This window comes from Tardiphaga sp. P4_G1 (assembly GCF_056401215.1).
Genome location: NZ_JBFUJU010000004.1, coordinates 160,106 through 177,608 on the forward strand (window position 1 = coordinate 160,106; position 17,503 = coordinate 177,608).

The following is a 17,503-nucleotide window of genomic DNA, read 5'->3' on the forward strand; positions in this document are numbered from 1 at the left end:
GATCAGCCGGCGGTGCGTCGCTTGCGGGCAGGCGGATAAATCCGGTCAATCAGGCGATTGCAATAATCGGATGTCGGTATTTGTTCGCTGAACAGCGCGCGATAGATGATCGGCGCCACCACATGGTCGATCACCTCGTCGATGTCGAACGGCGTCTCGCCGCGCGCTTTGGCGCGTGCGTTAAGGGTGGTGAGGTGATCGCAGGTGAAGCCCGCGCAGGCGCTGGGCAGTCCCTCCTTGAGGGCCGACAACACGTCCCGCATCAAGGCCTGGCCGACCGGAGACGACATCTCTTCGGCATATTGCTCGATGAAAGCGCGCAGATCGCTTTCGACCGCACCGGTGTCGTCGGGATCCGCGATCGGCCGCAGCCGCGCCACGGCGACGTCGGCGAGCAGCGCGGACAGATCGCCCCAGCGCCGATAGATGGTCGACGGCGTTACGCCAGCCTCGGCAGCGATCTGCGGCACAGTGATCTGGTTTCGGGTGGAAAGAGCGCCCAATTTGCGGACAGCATCATGCACGGCGTTCTGAATACGCGCGCTGCGTCCACCGATCCGGACCCGTTCCTTCACCGTCACATCGTTCTCCGGCAATCGCGGCATGCACAGGAAACCCGAAATTCTTAACGCAAAATATTTGCATTAAGGCTTGGGCAGACCTAGATGCCTAATGCAATTACTTAGCTTTTAGGAACGGGCCATGCAAGGCAGCGCCGAAAAGACCTGTGTTTCCAATGCTCAAGCATCACCAGCCAGAGGCGGTTGGGTGTTGAAGCCATCGGTCATGACGGCATTCAGTTTTGCCGGAGCCGCGCTGGTCGCAGCCAGCAGCAGCGCGGTGACGCCGCTGTACCGGCTCTACCAACAGTCGATGCACCTCTCGCCGCTGATGATCACGCTGGTGTTCGCGGTCTATGCGATCAGCCTGCTGGCCGCGCTGCTGACCGTCGGCGGCCTGTCCGATTATGTCGGACGCCGCCCGGTCATTCTCGGCGGTCTGTTGCTGAATGCCATCGCGATGGTGCTGTTCTCCTATGCCAGTGATGTCGGGCAATTGATCCTCGCGCGTGCCGTGCAGGGCCTGTGCGTCGGCACGGCGACAACGGCCTTGGGCGCTGCGATCCTCGATACTGACCGCAAGCGCGGACCGCTCCTCAACAGCGTGACCGCCTTTCTTGGCCTGATGGTCGGCGCGCTTGGCGCGGCGGCGCTCGTCACCTTCGCGCCCGATCCGCTGCGTCTGGTCTATGAGGTTCTATTCGCGCTGACGGTTGTGATGATCGTGCTGCTGTTCGTGATGCCCGAGACCGTCTCACGCAAATCGGGCGCGCTGGCCTCGCTGCGGCCGCATGTGCGCGTGCCCAGCCAATCGCGCGCCGCGCTGCTGCGCGTTGCACCGGCCACCGTCGCCACATGGGCGTTGGGCGGCTTCAGCCTGTCCTTGATGCCCACGGTGGTCGCAACAACGATGGGCGTCTCCGCGCCTTGGGTCGGCGGCGTCGTGGTCGCGACCCTGATGCTTGCTGCAGCACTGACCGTGGCCGCCCTTCGGCAGCTTCCGGCGCAGCGGTTGCTGGTGATTGGCACGGCCGCACTGTCGCTGGGCGTCCTCGTCTCGCTGCTCGGCATCTGGCAGCACAGCGTTGCGATGCTGTTTGCCGGTTCGGTGATCGCAGGTTTCGGCTTTGGCGCGTCCTTCGCCGGCTCGCTGAGCACGCTGCTGCCGACCGCGGAGGCGCATCAGCGCGCCGGTTTGCTGGCGGCGTTCTATGTGTTGTCCTATCTGGCCTTCAGCCTGCCGGCACTCGCTGCAGGTGTGGCTGTGCCATATGCCGGACTGGCCGTCGTGGCTTATGTCTATGGCGCCGTGGTCATCCTGCTCGCGATCATGTCGATGATTGCGTCGCTGCGCGGTGAGCGCTGACGGTCAGACAGCGTCCGGCTGATACAACGTGTCCACCGTCACCGTGCCGACGACGCGTGAGACGCAGGGACAAATCTTCGTGTTGCCGCTCTTTTGGTGATCGCTGAAGAACACGTCGCGATGATCGATTTCGCCGTCGATGGCGAGGATATCGATGGCGCAGACCCCGCATTCGCCGCGTTCGCAGTCCGACATCACCTCGAAGCCGGCGTCGTTGAGCGCTGCCAGCATCGAGCGGCTTTGCGGGACCACGATCTCGGCACCGCTGTCCTTCAGCCGGACGCGAAATTCCGTAGTTGGCAGGAGACCGCTGGAGCCGAATGTTTCATAGCGCAGATCAGCGGGCGCGCGCCCGGCAGCGTTCCATTCGCGCCGGGCTGCTTCCAGCATCCGCATCGGGCCGCAGAGGACGACAATGGCATCGTGAGGCAAGGCAGCAAAGGTCGCGGCGAAATCCAGTCGTGCGCCTTCATGGCTGGCGTGCACCGTCAGGCGGTCGCCGAGCAGCGTCGATAGTTCATCGAGATAGGCGGCTTCGCTGCGAGCCTTCACCGCATAATGCAGCTGCAGGTCGATGGCTTTGCTGTGGAGCGCTGCGGCAATGCCGGTGATCGGCGTGATGCCGATGCCGCCGGCGATCAGGCAGTATGTCCCACGATTCCAGTCGATGTCGTAGAGCGATGACGGGCTGGAGATTTCCAGCCGCGCGCCGACTTGCAGTGCCCACATGGCTTTGGAGCCGCCGCGGCTATCCGGTGCCAGCCGCACAGCGATACGCAGCAACTCGTTGCTGCGTTCTCCCACCAGCGAATAGGATCGCGTCTGTGGCTGGCCGTCGATCAGGAGGCTGACATTGATATGGCTGCCGAGAGGGTAGGAAGGCAGCGGTGTATCCGGCTTCAGTGTGATCTCGCGAATGTTCGGCGCCACATTGCGCGTGGCCTCGACGCGGCATCCCATCCAGTGTTCTGCAAAACGCATGAAGGTCTCCGTCAATCCGCCGGTGTCGAGGTCAGCAATGCCAGTGCAGGCAGCAGATCGAGATGGTTGCGATTGCGCAGTGCCAGCCGCAGATTGCGCACGGCAAGCCGCGCATGTTCGCGCATGATCGCCTCGGCGCGTGCTCCTTCGCGATTCTCGATGGCGTCCACGACGATGCGGTGATGTTCCTGGCCGATCAGCAGGATGTTGTGCGCTTCCGGCAGCGCTGACTGCGCCATCACGAAGGCGCTGGGCGAGGCAAAGGGCATCGCCGAAACACGATCTATCTGCCGGATCACCGGCGCGCTGCCGGAGAGATCGGTCAGCAGCGCATGGAAACGGGCGTTCATCGTCACGTAGGCTGAAAAGGCCTCGACCGAGATCGGATCCTGTCGCACCAACTGATCCAGATCCGACAGGCATTCCTTCAACGGTTCGAGATTGCGGGCACTGGCGCCGCGCTCGGCGGCGAAGCGCGCCGCAAGACCTTCCAGCGTGCCGCGCAGCTCGATGGAGTCGAGAATGTCGCGCTCGGAAAACGCCTTCACCATGAAGCCGCCGGATGGGATCGCCTGCAGCAGGCCCTCGTCCTCCAGGCGTACCAGCGCGAGGCGCACCGGCGTGCGCGACACGCTGGTGATCTCCACGGCCTGCAGCTCGCTGATGCGTTCGCCCGAGCGCAGCGTGCCGGACAGGATCATGTCGCGCAGTGCGAGCTGCGCGCGCACGGTCTGCGAGACGGAGCGTTCGGATTCGCGTTCACTCATGATTTTACTCTGCCGCCTGCAGTTTGGGTGGCGTAGTTTCCTTTGCCACCATGCGGTCGATCACCCGTCGGCACCACATGGCACCGGCATCGATATTGAGGTTGTAAAATACGCGGTCCGGATTCTCGGTCATCGCCTTCTGCTGCGCTTCGAGAATGATCTCGTCCTCGCGGAAAATACCCGCGACGCCTTCGCGGATTTCCGTGGTGATCTTCTGTTCGGTGATGCGGTGGTTGCGTACAAAGGCCCAGAAATAGTGGCAGGTGGTCTCGGTTTCCGGCGTCATGGTGTTGAGCACGAAGCCATTGACGCCCTGCGAGCGATCGCCTTCCGGCGCGCCGGTTCCCGCCGGTGCGACGCCGACGTCGATATTTACCGTGCTCGGCGCCTGGAAGTGGATGATCTGCCAGCGATCGACGGGGCCGGGCTTGCGCAACTGCGCGGCCCAGAATGGCGGCGCTTCGATGCCCTTCATCCAGCGCGTCACCGTCACGGTCTTGTCGCCGTGGGTGACATCGAAAGGAGATTCAGCGACGTCGTCCTGGCCGATGCTGGAGCCGTGCACGAAAGTCTCGTGGGTGAGATCCATCAGATTGTCGACCACGAGGCGGTAGTCGCACTTCGCGTGAATCGTCTTGCCGTCGCCGGCCCATTCCGGATCGTCATTCCAGTGCATGTCCGGCACTAGTGCCGGATCTGCCAGCGCCGGGTCGCCTATCCACAGCCAGATGAAGCGATGCCGCTCGACCACGGGATAGGAGCGCACGCAGGCGGAGGGATTGATGGTCTCCTGCGAGGGCATAAAGGTGCAGCGGCCTTGCGCGTTGTATTTCAGGCCGTGATAGCCGCAGACCACCGTGTCGCCCTCGAGACGTCCCTTGGAGAGCGGCACCAGCCGGTGCCAGCAGGCATCTTCCAGCGCGCTGACGCCGCCATCGGAGCGTCGGTAGATCACCACATGCTTGCCGCAGATCGTGCGCGGGAAAAGCTGGTGCTTGATGTCGGCATCCCAGGCGGCGGCGTACCAGGCGTTCAGCGGGAATGAAGCGGGCATCGTGTTCCTCCTTGGCGCAGTCCTTGCGTCCTATCTGTATACAGGAATTGCGCTTGAAGGGACGATACTCCAATAAAATCGAGATGAGAACCGATTTATGTATACTGAATCTGGCTAATATTTGCGGAATAGGTATCAAAAAACCGCCCCTAAGGGCGGTTTTCCGTGAAGGCTATATACCTTGATGGTGGATCAGACTTCTCGTCTGTTCAGAAACGCCAGCCGCTCGAACAGGTGCACGTCCTGCTCGTTCTTCAACAGGGCGCCATGCAGCGGCGGGATCAGCTTGCGCGGGTCGCGCTCCCGCAGCATCTCCGGCGACATGTCCTCATTGACCAGCAGCTTCAGCCAGTCGAGCAGTTCCGACGTCGACGGCTTCTTCTTGAGGCCGGGCACGTCGCGCACCTCGAAGAAGATGCGCATGGCTTCGGCGACAAGGCGATGCTTGATGCCGGGGAAGTGGACCTCGACGATCTGGTTCATGGTGTCGATGTCGGGGAACTTGATGTAGTGGAAGAAGCAACGGCGCAGAAACGCGTCGGGCAATTCCTTCTCGTTGTTCGATGTGATCATCACGATCGGGCGCTTTGCCGCCTTGATGGTCTCGCCGGTCTCGTAAACATGGAATTCCATGCGGTCGAGTTCGAGCAGCAGGTCGTTCGGGAATTCGATGTCAGCCTTGTCGATTTCGTCGATCAGCAGCACCGGTCGCTCTGCGTGGGTGAAAGCTTCCCACAGCTTGCCGCGCTTGATGTAGTTGCCGATATCCGAGACGCGGGGATCGCCGAGCTGGCTGTCGCGCAGGCGCGAGACGGCATCGTATTCGTACAGGCCCTGCTGCGCCTTTGTGGTCGACTTGATGTGCCAGGTCAGCAGCGGTGCGCCCAGCGCCTTGGCGACTTCTTCGGCCAGTACGGTCTTGCCAGTGCCCGGCTCGCCCTTCACCAGCAGCGGGCGTTCGAGCACGATAGCGGCATTGACCGCGACCTTGAGATCATCGGTCGCGACATAGTTTTCGGTGCCGGTAAATTTCATGGAGACTTTGCCTTGTTCTTCTTGTCGCGCGGACGCGCGCCGCCGAAAATGATGGAAATCGCGGTAGGCGATCGCAGAGTGAGGGGATGCGACGTTAGCGCCGGATCAGCGACAGGATGACGAGCACGATCACCGCGCCGATGGTGGCGTTGATGATGTCGCGGATCGCGCCGACGCCAAGGCTCACACCCAGGCGCGGCAGTAGCCAGCCAGCGACCAGTGCGCCGATGATGCCGATCACGATATTGCCGAGCAGGCCGAAGCCGGCGCCACGAACGATCAACCCGGCCAACCAGCCGGCAATGGCACCGATCAGCAATGCTGCGAGAATTCCCATGGATCAATCCTTCGCGGGCGACATCAAGTGACGCGCCATTCCTGTTGTGATCATCAGCCGTCGGCCAATTTGGCCAGCCGGCACGTTTCCGGGCGAAGTTTAATTGAATTATTGGTCAGGTCCAGCCACCATTCCGGGCACTTCGCGGGACCTTTTTCGATGACGAAGAACATATCATGGCGGGGAAAAGCCGGGCGGTCTGGCGGCAATTGGCGGATCAGCCGTTGTGCGAAAAGCCCGCGCTGAAATATTCGCGTTGCAGCGCCGAATTGGCGACAACGCAATCTCGACCACGTCGTTTGGCCTCGTAAAGCGCCAGATCGGCCTCGCCGACCAGGACGGCTTCGTTGGAGGTTGGGCTGTTCCGGCTGGCGACGCCGACGCTGATCGACAGGTGGCCACGGGTTGATGCCATATTTGGAATCTCCAATGCCCTGACCCGAAGGCGCAGGGCTTCCGCGATAGTGATCGCATCGGCCTCGGATACGTCCGGCAAAACGATGGCGAACTCCTCGCCGCCATAGCGTGCGGACAATGCTGGCGTATTGATCGTGGCATCGGCAATGACGGCTGCGACGCGTTTCAGGCATTCGTCGCCGGCTTGGTGGCCGTTGCTGTCATTATAGCCCTTGAAGTTGTCGACATCGATCAGCAGCACCGACATCTGCTCATGCTGCTCATAGGCGCGGCGCAGAAAGCCGTCGAGCGTGCGCCGGTTTGCCAGTCCCGTCAGCCCGTCGGTGGTCGCGAGTTCGGCGAGTTTGGAATTCAGCGCGGTCAACTCGTCCTGCATCCTCTTGCGCAAGGTGACGTCGCGCAGCACACCGACAATCTCGACCTTTTCGCGATCCGTCGCGCGCATGGCCAGCTTGAAGTTTACTTCTACCCACGCCAGTGACTTGTCGTGGCGATAGGTCCTGAAGATCACCGTGCGGTTTGCGGTGAGATCTGTAAGCTGCGCGCTGGCAGCCTTCACGGTTTCGACATCGTCCGGATGCACCAGTTCAAAGCAGGACCGCCCGAGCAGCTCGTTCGGACTGTGTCCCAGGACGAGTTCGACCGAGTGCGAGACGAAGACGATGTTCCCGAAGCGATCGAGCAGAATGATGACATCAGCGATGTTGTCGGCAAGCAGGCGATAGTGGGACTCGCGCTCGCGGAGCGCGTGTTCCATGTTGAGCCGGAAGCGAAACTGGGTCGATAGCAGGGCGGCGAGCAGGATCACGGTGCAGAGCAGGACTGAAGCAACGATAACGTCGGACAGCAGATTGCTCTTCCATATCGCCAATACCTGATCTTCCGGAATCGCGACTGTGACGATCAGCGGATACTGCGTGGTTTGCTCGTAGCTGAAATATTTGGTGATGCCGTCGAACGGCGAATCGATCTTGTAGAAGCCTGCCAGACTCTGTTTCAGACGGGTCTGAATGAGCTGAGTTCCGGAGAGGTCCTTCCCAACTTCCATCGATGGCCAGTGAATCAGCAGTATGCCGTCGCTTCGGATCAGGCTGATGCCGCCGCTCTCGCCGATCTGGAATGTTTTGTAGAAATCGCTGAAGTACTGGTTGTCGATTGCGCCCGTCAGCACACCTTTGAAGGTGCCGTCGGGCCCGTCGATCCGCTTCGACAGGATGATTGACGTGCGGCCGGTTAGCCGCGACGTGATGGGAGCGTTGATCCTGATATTGGCGTCGGTGTGATCGCGATGATAGGTGAAATAGTCGCGGTCGGAATTATTGTGCGTTGGCGTTTCCGGCAACGAGGAATAACGCCAGTTGCCGCGCGTATCGAATACACCGATTTCGCGGAGCTGTGGCAGTGCATTCGCCGTATTGGCCAGAAACGTGTTGAAGCGATCCGGCTGCGGGTTTTGGTACTTCAGCAGATCTGCCATCCCGCTCACGGCGATATCGATGGCCTGTATCGAGCGCGAAGCATGTTCGACCAGCGAATGTGCGAGGTTTCGACTGTCGGTCTCGCTTTGCGCCAGCACGGCTTGGCGGGCATCGAGCGCCTTCCAGACGACAAGCCCGAGCACGCACGCACTCATCGCCAGCACGAACAGCGTGACGATCACACCCGGCGCGGAGGGTCGGCTCGGCGAACTGCTGGTCAGTGTCGTGGGTACGGTCATTCGATTCTATGTTGACAGCAAAACAGGCCATCACCATGGCCGTCGTTGCTTTCACGATAGCTAAGAATGCCCGCCGATGGCGGGACACCGCGCTGCGTGGTTACTGACGCCGGAATTGTTGAAACAAATACCTGCAATCTGACAAGCGATTGCTTCACCATGCCGCGGAGCGGAATTCGCCCCGGTTTGACTGACAAATCTCGCTTATTCCGGATATGCGCCGCGATGGCGCACCACGGAGCCGTGTAACCTTCTACCGCATCCGGCCCTTGACGGACGCGGGTGGTCGGGCAATCTGTCAATCATGTTCTTGCAATTCTTCACATCGCTGCGCGATGCGCAGGTCCCCGTGACCCTGCGCGAATATCTCACGCTGATGGAGGCTCTCGACGCCGACCTAGCGGATCAGTCGGTAGAGAATTTCTACTATCTGTCCCGTGCAGCGCTGGTGAAGGACGAGCGCAATCTCGACAAGTTCGATCGGGTGTTCGGGACGGTCTTCAAGGGGCTTGAGAGCCTGCTCGACGCTATGGAAAAGGCGGAGATTCCGGCCGAGTGGCTGAAGAAGCTCGCCGAGAAATATCTCACCGAGGAAGAGAAGAAGCAGATCGAGGCCATGGGCTGGGACAAGCTCATGGAAACCCTGCGGAAGCGCCTTGAGGAGCAGAAGGAACGCCATCAGGGCGGCAACAAATGGATCGGCACCGCCGGGACCTCACCGTTTGGCGCCGAAGGCTACAATCCTGAAGGGATCCGCATCGGACAGGAGAAGAGCCGCCACCGGCGCGCGGTGAAGGTCTGGGACAAACGCGAGTTCAAGGATCTCGACGGCAATGTCGAGCTTGGCATCCGCAACATCAAGGTGGCGCTACGCCGTCTGCGCAAGTTTGCCCGCACCGGCGCGCCCGATGAGCTCGATCTCGACACCACGATTCGGGAGACCGCCAATCACGGCTATCTCGACGTCCATATGCGGCCGGAACGGCGCAACGCGGTCAAGGTGCTGGTGTTCTTCGATATCGGCGGATCCATGGATTCGCATATCGAGCAGGTTGAGGAGCTGTTCTCGGCGGCAAAGAGCGAATTCAAGCACATGGAGTATTTCTACTTCCACAACTGCCTTTATGAAGGCGTGTGGAAGCAGAACAAACGCCGCTTCACGGACCGCACGCCGACTTGGGACGTGCTGCACAAATATGCCCATGACTATAAGATCGTGTTCGTCGGCGACGCCTCGATGTCGCCTTACGAGATTATGGTGCCCGGCGGTTCGGTCGAACATGTGAACGAAGAGTCCGGCTCGGTCTGGCTGGAGCGCATCACGCAGACCTATCCGAATGCGGTGTGGCTCAATCCTGTCGCCAAGCGGCACTGGGATTACTCGGAGTCCACGACCATCATTCGGCGACTGTTCTCGGAACGGATGTATCCGCTGACGATTGAAGGTCTCGAAGGTGCAATGAAGGAACTGGTGCGAAAAGCATGACGCAGACGATTACCCGCGGCTACAAGGCGCTGCTCGACGAAGCCAACGCGCAGATCGAGACCATGAGCGTCGAGGACGTAATGAAAGCGGCGGAAAGCCCGGATGTGGTCATCGTCGATATCCGCGATCCCCGCGAGATCGAACGCGAAGGCAAGATCCCCGGCTCGTTCTCCTGCACCCGCGGCATGCTGGAATTCTGGATCGATCCGGAAAGTCCCTATGGCAAGCCGATTTTCCAGGAAGACAAGAAATTCATTTTCCATTGCGCCAGCGGCTGGCGCTCGGCGCTGGCGGCGAAGACGGCGGCCGATATGGGCCTGAAGCCGGTGGCGCATCTGGGCGGTGGCTTCACCGCCTGGCGCAATGCAGGCGGCGCGGTCGAGAAGGTCGAGCCGAAGGCGTCGAAGTAGTCGTAACTCTCGGCCGTCATGCCCGGCGAATGCCGGGTATCCACGTCTTGCCGCGAGTGAAGACGTGGATGGCCGGGACAAGCCCGGCCATGACGGTGTTTCAAAATAAAAGGGCACTTGTGCATGACATCCACCGATCCTCTCGTCTCGACCGAATGGCTCGCCGCGAATCTCGGCGATCCCAAGGTGAAGGTCATCGATGCGTCGTTCAAGATGCCAGGCGTGCTGCCGCTGCCGGTTGATGATTATCTGGCGGCACACATTCCCAGCGCTGTGTTCTTCGATGTCGATGCGGTCTCCGATCACTCTGTGTCGCTGCCGCATATGTATCCGGATGCCGACCAGTTCGCGCGCGACATCGCCGCGCTCGGCATTTCCTCTGATGATACGGTCGTCACTTATGATGCCGGTGGCTGGGTCGCGGCACCGCGGGCGTGGTGGATGTTCCTCTCTTACGGCCACGCCAATGTGAAGGTGCTCGATGGCGGGCTGAAGAAATGGAAGGCCGAAGGTCGCGCGACGGAGACCGGAAAGTCGTCACCGAAGCCTGGCACTTTCAACGCCACGCTCGACAAATCGTACATCCGCAGCAAGGCGCAGGTCGTTGCCAATCTGGATTCGCGCAAAGAGCAATTGATCGATGCGCGTGCCGCCAATCGCTTTGAGGGAAGTGTCCCTGAACCGCGCGCGGGCATTCGCTCCGGTCACATCCCCGCCAGCCGCAACCTGCCTTACAACCTGTTGTTCGACGCTGCGACCGGCACGATGAAGCCGCTCGAAGAATTGCGCGCAGCCTTCACCGGCACGGGGCTCGATCTGGACAAGCCCGTCGTCACCACATGTGGCTCGGGCGTATCTGCGGCGGTGTTGACGCTGGCGCTTTATCGTCTAGGCGTGCGCGGTTCAGCGCTCTATGATGGCTCGTGGTCGGAATGGGGGCAGCCCGATGGTCCGCCCGTCGCGACCGGACCTGCGTAACCGGGATCGAGGTCAGCGCGCGACCGGCAGTCCGAACGGGTCGGTTGGCTGTGGTGCAGCGGCCGCCATAGGCCTGGCGGCCACACGTCGCTTTTTGACGACGATGCGCTTCTTCACGATCTTCTTGGCGGGCTCCGCAGCAGGCTTCGCTTTCGGCAGTGGAACCGACTCGGTATCGATGGGCGGTCCGCCCAGCATCGCAATTTTCGTCGAAGCCAATTTTGCATCATCGTCGGTCAGCGTGGCCGTCTGTTGTGGCCCCGCTACAACCTCTGCTGCGGCGGCTGGTGCTGGAACGGTGGCAGGCTCGGGAGGAGGGGCAGCAACTGGTTCGACGAAGGTCGCTGGGGCGACGGCAACCGTCGTTAGAGGTTCCCGCTCTTCGACCTTCGTTGCTTCCGACTTCGCTGCAACTTCAGGCTTCGGCGTCGCCGCCACCGGGGCAGTCATCTCGATTGTCGGTGCGGCCAGTGTCGACAGGGGCGCGGCGGTCTCGGGCAAGGCGATCTTTTCCGGCTCCGCAGGAGCCGCGATGGGGGGCACTTGTTCTGCCGCCGATGTCACGGGGACCGCTGGTGGCGCGACAGCCTCAGGGGTGGGGGCTGGTGCCTCGACGCGCAGCATGGCCAATGTCGGCGGAGCTTCGACGGGCTGCTGGGCAAAGACGGTCGGCGGCGCGCGCCTGGTCGGAATGGTCGCGAATTCCTGATGGGCAGAGCGCAGCAGGGCTGCGGCACCAAGGCCGAAGACCACCAACGAGACTGTGAGCAGGACGGCTGCGAACAGAAATCGGAAACCCGGAAGCATGAATGGCAGTTCCGCCTTCGGACAGACCGTGGAAGGCTTTCGAACGACGGGGACGCGGTGACAACACTGGAAGCGGCCCGTTCCGCAGAATCGGCTGCCGCCAAAGCGTCGCGAATCAGGACCATTTGAGGATAACGCACGGCCTCAGGAACCGTTTGTTAAAAAGTGAGATGCACAACTGAGGACGCATTCCTGAGCAGTGATTTCAGCGGGGGTGAGGCAAGATAGCCACGCCGGCGTGTGATCTCGCGAATATGACCGAAATGGGAAGCTTTTTTCCGGAATTGTCTTGAATGCGCCGCTATCCTGCGCGATCTGACGGCATGTTCCGGTTTTTGCTTGAGCTTATACAAGGGCAATGATGATCAAGCGTGTTTTGACGACATTGGCGACCGTGGCTCTCGGTAGCGTCGCGGGTCATTCGCTCGCGGTGGCGCAGGGCTATCCTGTGGGCACGCCAAGCGGCTATTCGATTCCGGCCGATCCCAACTATCCCCCGGGCGGCTATCCGGCCAATTCGCGCGCCGATCGCGCGCTGGACGCCATGCCGGACTTTGACGCACTCGACGAAGAGGACGCGCCGCCCTCTCGTGGTGGCCGGCCGATGACGGGGCTGTCCGCGCCCGGAATTGCGCCCCAGAGCCCGGTGATGTCTCCGGATGATCCGCGCTATGGTCGTCCTGCTGGTGCTGCCCCGGTTTATTCCGATCGCGCCATGCCGCAGGGGCCGGTGATGTCGCCGGACGACCCGCGTTACGGCCGCCCGATGGCGCCGCCGGCGGTGGTCTATTCGAACCGTGGCAACGGTGATGGCGCAGTGCGTCCGCCTGAAGGCATGGGCGGGCAGGGTGCCCCTGTGACCGGCTCGGTGCAGGGACAGGGTCTTGGCGCCAATGGCAGCTCCGTGATGGTGGCTTCATTGCCTCCGGAAGATCAGCCGGAAACCGGTCCGGCGCAGCTGCCGCCGCAGTTCCGCCGGCAGGAAGTCAATTTCGTCACGAAGGAGCCCGCGGGCACCATCGTCGTCGATACGCCGAACTTCTATTTGTACTATGTGCTCGGCAACAACCGCGCGATGCGCTATGGCGTCCGTGTCGGCCGCGACGGCTTCACCTGGAACGGTGTGCAGAAGATCACTCGCAAGGCAGAGTGGCCGGATTGGCATCCGCCGACCGAGATGATCGAGCGTCAGCCCTATCTGCCGCGCTTTATGGCCGGCGGCGAAGGCAATCCGCTCGGTGCCCGCGCCATGTATCTCGGCTCGACGGTCTATCGTATTCACGGCACCAACCAGCCGTCGACTATCGGCAAGTCCGTGTCGTCGGGCTGCTTCGGCATGCTCAACGACGACGTCTCGGATCTGTTCGAGCGCGTCAAGGTCGGTACCCGCGTGGTGGTGATGCCGGGCAAGGCTCCGGCAACGACCGCCTCCGCGCAGCCGGTCCCCGGCCCGAGCGCCAGCGCCGCGCCGGCACCGCTGCCCGGTACCCAGCCGACATCGGTTCAGCCGCTACCGGCCCCGGTCAGCATTCGCTGATTTCCTTCAGCTGATTTCAAGAAAAACGGGCGCTGTGTGATCACACAGCGCCCGTTTTCTTTTGCGCTTTGAACGCTTGCGTCAGTTGAGCTTGCGGACGGGGGCGCTGTTCAACCAGCCGCCGATGCCCTCGATCATCTCCACATAGATCCGCTTGTAATTTTCCGCGGTGACATAACCGAGATGCGGTGTGATCACGACATTGTCGAGCTTGCGCAGCGGGCTGTCGAGCGGCAGCGGTTCGTGGGAATAGGTGTCGACACCTGCACCGGCAATTTTCCCGGCTTGTAGCGTCTCAAGTAGCGCCGCTTCGTCGACGATCGGGCCGCGTGCCGTGTTGATGAGATAGGCGGTTGGTTTCATGCGTGCGAGATCCGCCCGTGACACCAATCCGCGCGAACGGTCGCTCAACACCAGATGGATGGTGATGACATCGGCGGTGGCGAACAGTTCTTCCTTGGTCGCGTAGGTCACGCCGGCTTTTTCGCAGGCCTCGGGTGTCAGATTGGTGCTCCAGGCAATCGTCTTCATGCCCAGCGCGCGGGCAATGCCGGCGACCTGACTTCCGAGCTTGCCGAGGCCGATGATCCCGAGCGTCTTGCCTTCGATGTCCTCGCCGACGGTAACCTGCCAGGGCTTGCCGGCCTTCATGCGTGCGTTTTCAAAGCCGATCTTGCGGGTCAGTTCCAGCATCAGGCCGATGGTCAGGCCGGCCGTCGGATTGCCCACCATCGCGGTACCGCAGACCGTTATGCCACGAGCCTTCGCAGCCTCGAAATCGATCGCGGCATTGCGCATGCCCGAGGTGATCAGCAGCTTGAGTTTCGGCAGCGCCTCGAACATCGCGCGCGGAAATGGCGTACGCTCGCGCATGGCGCAGATGATCTCGAAATCCTTCAGCGCTGCAGCCGCTTCGTCCGCTGAGGCGAACGGCTTGTCGAAGACGGTGATCTCAATGCGGTCGGCGAGTGCGCTCCAGTCACCAAGCGTCAGGGCCACGTTCTGATAGTCGTCGAGAATTGCACAGCGCAGCCGCGTCATGGGATCGTCCATCCGGTGTGGTGATGACGGTGTTGAAGCCGTCAGGGGATGGACACATTGCGCGCCTCGCGGGCGTGCGCAAGGGTCTGCATCGTCGGCGGCAGTGCGATCAGCTTAATGTGAGGGCGGGACCGGCGCGGACGGGTCCTTGGCGCGACAGGCAGGGCCTGGGCCGCGCATGTAATGCTGCTCGGGCCGGTAAGGATCGAAGGCGGCGACGAAGAACAGCTGCCAGAACGTCCGGATTTCGTGGAGTAGGCCTGGGCGCGCCGCGCGGGTTTCGGCGGCGGCGGGAGAGGGGACTGATGTAATGATCGCCATGACGAGGCTCCGCCTGTCTGCCCGCGACTTCAGTCGCGAGGGGCATGATTGATCGCCCTGCGAGCACTCTTGGCGGAAGTCGTTAAAAAGCGGTTTTAATTGTCATAATGGCTGCCTCGAAGAAGTGCAGAGTTACCAAATCCTTAAGACCCCCGGTTGCCCTTTCGGGGCCACGCCGCTACATCAGCGACAACCCATTTTTCACGCCCGCGACGGTTTTCAAGGATCACGATGGCTCGCCAATTCGTCTACTTCATGCAGGGTCTGACCAAGGCCTATCCGACCCGCAAGGTGCTGGATAACGTCCATTTGTCGTTCTACCCGGACGCCAAGATCGGCGTGCTCGGTGTCAACGGCGCCGGTAAGTCGACGCTGCTCAAGATCATGGCGGGGCTCGACAAGGAATACACCGGCGAGGCCTGGGTCGCGCAGGGCGCGCGCGTCGGCTATCTCGAACAGGAACCGCAGCTCGATGCGTCTTTGAACGTCCGCGAGAACGTCATGCTTGGCGTCGCCAAGCAGAAGGCTGTTCTCGATCGCTATAACGAGCTGGCGATGAACTACTCGGAAGAGACCGCCGACGAGATGACCAAGCTGCAGGACGAGATCGAGGCGCAAGGCCTCTGGGATCTCGACAGCAAGGTCGACCAGGCGATGGACGCGCTGCGTTGTCCGCCTGACGATGCCGACGTCACCAAGCTCTCCGGCGGTGAACGCCGCCGCGTCGCGCTCTGCAAGCTGCTGCTCGATGCACCCGAACTGCTGCTGCTCGACGAACCGACCAACCATCTCGACGCCGAATCCGTGTCGTGGCTGGAAGGCCATCTGCGCAACTATCCCGGTGCGATCCTGATCGTGACCCATGACCGCTATTTCCTCGACAACGTGACGTCCTGGATTCTCGAACTCGATCGCGGTCGTGGCATTCCCTACGAGGGCAACTACTCGTCCTGGCTGGTGCAGAAGCAGAAGCGCCTGGCACAGGAAGGCCGCGAGGACGCAGCCCATCAGAAGACGTTGGAACGCGAGCAGGAATGGATCGCCTCGTCGCCCAAGGCACGTCAGGCCAAGTCGAAGGCGCGCTACCAGCGTTATGACGAGCTGCTCAAGAAGGCCAGCGAGAAGCAGACCCAGGGTGCGCAGATCACCATTCCGGTGGCCGAGCGCCTCGGCGACAACGTGGTCGACTTCGAAGGTCTCACCAAGGCCTATGGTGATCGCGTGCTGATCGACGATCTGACCTTCAAGCTGCCGCCCGGCGGTATCGTCGGCGTCATCGGCGCCAATGGCGCCGGCAAGACGACGCTGTTCAAGATGATCACCGGCCAGGAGAAGCCCGATAGCGGCACGATCACCGTCGGCGAGACCGTTCATCTCGGTTATGTCGATCAGTCGCGCGATGCGCTCGACGGCAAGAAGACTGTGTGGGAGGAAATCTCGGGGAATAACGAACTGATCCTGCTCGGCAAGAAGGAAGTTAATTCGCGCGGCTACTGCTCGTCGTTCAACTTCAAGGGCGGCGATCAGCAGAAGAAGGTCGGCGCATTGTCCGGCGGTGAACGCAACCGCGTGCATCTCGCCAAGATGCTGAAGTCCGGCGCCAATGTCCTGCTGCTCGACGAACCGACCAACGACCTCGACGTCGACACGCTACGTGCGCTGGAAGAGGCGCTGGAAGACTTCGCCGGTTGCGCCGTGATCATCAGCCATGACCGCTGGTTCCTCGACCGTATCGCGACGCATATGCTCGCTTTCGAAGGCGACAGCCATGTCGAATGGTTTGAAGGCAACTTCCAGGACTACGAGAAGGACAAGATGCGCCGTCTCGGGCAGGATTCGATCATCCCGCATCGCGTGAAATACAAGAAACTGACGCGCTGAGGAGAACTCTCAAATGGCCGACTGGAGCGCGCAGCAGTATCTGAAGTTCGAGGACGAGCGAACCAGGCCGGCACGGGATCTGCTCGCGCAGATTCCGCTTCTCGATGCCCGCAAGGTCGTCGACATCGGCTGCGGGCCCGGCAACTCGACGGAGCTTCTGGTCAATCGCTGGCCGCAAGCGTCGGTCATCGGTGTCGATACGTCGGCTGATATGTTGCGGCAGGCGCGGGAACGTCTGCCCGCGCAGACTTTCATCGAGGCCAATATCGCCCATTGGGTGGCGCCGGCCGGCTCCGATGTCTTGTTTGCCAATGCCGTGTTTCAGTGGGTGCCGGATCACATCAAGCAGCTGAAGCGTCTGGTCGGTGCCTTGCCTGACGGTGGCGTGCTGGCCGTGCAAATGCCGGATAATCTCGACGAACCCTCGCACATCCTGATGCGCGAGGTCGCCTATCTCCAGCCGTGGCGCGCGCAGCTCTCGAAGGCTGCGGAGCTGCGTGACTCATTGCCGAAGCCCGGCGCGTATTACGATGCGCTGCAGCCGCTGTGTTCCCGCGTCGAGATCTGGCACACTGTCTACTATCACGCGTTGGCCGATGCCGCCGCGATCGTGGAATGGGTGAAGGGCACCGGGCTGCGTCCGTTCGTCGATCCGCTGGAGCCGCCGGAGCGCAAGGCTTACATCGCTGAGTATACCGCGCGCATCGCTGCCAGCTATCTGCCGCAGGCGGATGGCAAGGTTCTGCTGAAGTTTCCGCGGATCTTCATTGTCGCTGTCAAATAGCTGATGCGGCGAGTCGCCGCGCAC

The 17,503-nt window shown here is 61.6% G+C and carries 17 protein-coding genes; 7 read left to right on the forward strand and 10 right to left on the reverse strand.

Annotated features, from left to right (window positions below):
* Positions 1–2 precede the first annotated feature (2 nt).
* The gene (locus tag AC1DUY_RS11160; protein ID WP_309947114.1) at positions 3–581 is read right to left on the reverse strand and encodes a TetR/AcrR family transcriptional regulator; all 579 of its coding nucleotides are present in this window, start codon (positions 579–581) and stop codon (positions 3–5) included.
* A 205-nt stretch (positions 582–786) separates the two neighbouring features.
* Here AC1DUY_RS11160 and AC1DUY_RS11165 point away from each other — a divergent pair, with 205 nt between their 5' ends.
* Positions 787–1,926, forward strand: a complete 1,140-nt coding sequence (locus AC1DUY_RS11165; protein WP_478114270.1) for an MFS transporter — start codon at positions 787–789, stop codon at positions 1,924–1,926.
* Between the two features lie 3 nt (positions 1,927–1,929).
* Here AC1DUY_RS11165 and AC1DUY_RS11170 read toward each other — a convergent pair whose 3' ends face one another.
* The 6 genes from AC1DUY_RS11170 to AC1DUY_RS11195 form a co-directional block, all read right to left on the reverse strand.
* Complete coding sequence (locus AC1DUY_RS11170; protein ID WP_478114272.1) at positions 1,930–2,907, reverse strand: PDR/VanB family oxidoreductase; 978 nt, start codon at positions 2,905–2,907, stop codon at positions 1,930–1,932.
* Positions 2,908–2,918: 11 nt separating this feature from the next.
* Positions 2,919–3,674 carry a GntR family transcriptional regulator gene (locus tag AC1DUY_RS11175; RefSeq protein WP_309946706.1) on the reverse strand — a complete coding sequence of 252 codons (756 nt, stop codon included), beginning with the start codon at positions 3,672–3,674 and terminating at the stop codon, positions 2,919–2,921.
* 4 nt (positions 3,675–3,678) lie between these two features.
* Positions 3,679–4,728 carry an aromatic ring-hydroxylating dioxygenase subunit alpha gene (locus AC1DUY_RS11180; protein ID WP_478114274.1) on the reverse strand — a complete coding sequence of 350 codons (1,050 nt, stop codon included), beginning with the start codon at positions 4,726–4,728 and terminating at the stop codon, positions 3,679–3,681.
* 192 nt (positions 4,729–4,920) lie between these two features.
* Positions 4,921–5,763 carry an AAA family ATPase gene (locus tag AC1DUY_RS11185; RefSeq protein ID WP_068732213.1) on the reverse strand — a complete coding sequence of 281 codons (843 nt, stop codon included), beginning with the start codon at positions 5,761–5,763 and terminating at the stop codon, positions 4,921–4,923.
* A gap of 94 nt (positions 5,764–5,857) precedes the next feature.
* A complete protein-coding gene (locus tag AC1DUY_RS11190) occupies positions 5,858–6,100 on the reverse strand; it encodes a GlsB/YeaQ/YmgE family stress response membrane protein (protein WP_068732215.1) in 243 nt (80 codons plus the stop codon).
* Positions 6,101–6,317: 217 nt separating this feature from the next.
* Positions 6,318–8,234, reverse strand: a complete 1,917-nt coding sequence (locus AC1DUY_RS11195; protein WP_478114277.1) for a diguanylate cyclase — start codon at positions 8,232–8,234, stop codon at positions 6,318–6,320.
* A 304-nt stretch (positions 8,235–8,538) separates the two neighbouring features.
* On the opposite strand from AC1DUY_RS11195, the gene AC1DUY_RS11200 reads away from it, so the two are divergent.
* From AC1DUY_RS11200 to sseA, 3 genes are all read left to right on the forward strand, one after another.
* Complete coding sequence (locus AC1DUY_RS11200) at positions 8,539–9,720, forward strand: vWA domain-containing protein (RefSeq protein WP_068732219.1); 1,182 nt, start codon at positions 8,539–8,541, stop codon at positions 9,718–9,720.
* Positions 9,717–10,130, forward strand: a complete 414-nt coding sequence (locus tag AC1DUY_RS11205; protein ID WP_068732221.1) for a rhodanese-like domain-containing protein — start codon at positions 9,717–9,719, stop codon at positions 10,128–10,130. The genes AC1DUY_RS11200 and AC1DUY_RS11205 overlap by 4 nt, the downstream gene beginning before the upstream one ends.
* Positions 10,131–10,253: 123 nt before the next feature.
* Positions 10,254–11,108, forward strand: coding sequence for a 3-mercaptopyruvate sulfurtransferase (sseA, locus tag AC1DUY_RS11210; RefSeq protein WP_478114280.1), 855 nt, complete (start codon positions 10,254–10,256; stop codon positions 11,106–11,108).
* A gap of 12 nt (positions 11,109–11,120) precedes the next feature.
* On the opposite strand, the gene AC1DUY_RS11215 is transcribed toward sseA, so the two are convergent.
* Positions 11,121–11,915, reverse strand: a complete 795-nt coding sequence (locus AC1DUY_RS11215; protein WP_478114282.1) for a hypothetical protein — start codon at positions 11,913–11,915, stop codon at positions 11,121–11,123.
* A gap of 358 nt (positions 11,916–12,273) precedes the next feature.
* Here AC1DUY_RS11215 and AC1DUY_RS11220 point away from each other — a divergent pair, with 358 nt between their 5' ends.
* Complete coding sequence (locus tag AC1DUY_RS11220; RefSeq protein WP_478114284.1) at positions 12,274–13,452, forward strand: L,D-transpeptidase; 1,179 nt, start codon at positions 12,274–12,276, stop codon at positions 13,450–13,452.
* 81 nt (positions 13,453–13,533) lie between these two features.
* On the opposite strand, the gene AC1DUY_RS11225 is transcribed toward AC1DUY_RS11220, so the two are convergent.
* The gene (locus AC1DUY_RS11225; protein WP_478114286.1) at positions 13,534–14,493 is read right to left on the reverse strand and encodes a D-2-hydroxyacid dehydrogenase family protein; all 960 of its coding nucleotides are present in this window, start codon (positions 14,491–14,493) and stop codon (positions 13,534–13,536) included.
* Positions 14,494–14,607: 114 nt separating this feature from the next.
* On the reverse strand, positions 14,608–14,814 hold the full coding sequence (locus AC1DUY_RS11230; RefSeq protein WP_315841279.1) for a hypothetical protein: 207 nt from the start codon (positions 14,812–14,814) through the stop codon (positions 14,608–14,610).
* Between the two features lie 231 nt (positions 14,815–15,045).
* On the opposite strand from AC1DUY_RS11230, the gene ettA reads away from it, so the two are divergent.
* Both ettA and tam read left to right on the forward strand, forming a co-directional pair.
* Positions 15,046–16,695, forward strand: coding sequence for an energy-dependent translational throttle protein EttA (gene ettA, locus AC1DUY_RS11235; protein WP_089267386.1), 1,650 nt, complete (start codon positions 15,046–15,048; stop codon positions 16,693–16,695).
* 13 nt (positions 16,696–16,708) lie between these two features.
* A complete protein-coding gene (gene tam, locus AC1DUY_RS11240) occupies positions 16,709–17,479 on the forward strand; it encodes a trans-aconitate 2-methyltransferase (protein ID WP_478114289.1) in 771 nt (256 codons plus the stop codon).
* The last annotated feature ends 24 nt before the right edge of the window (positions 17,480–17,503 follow it).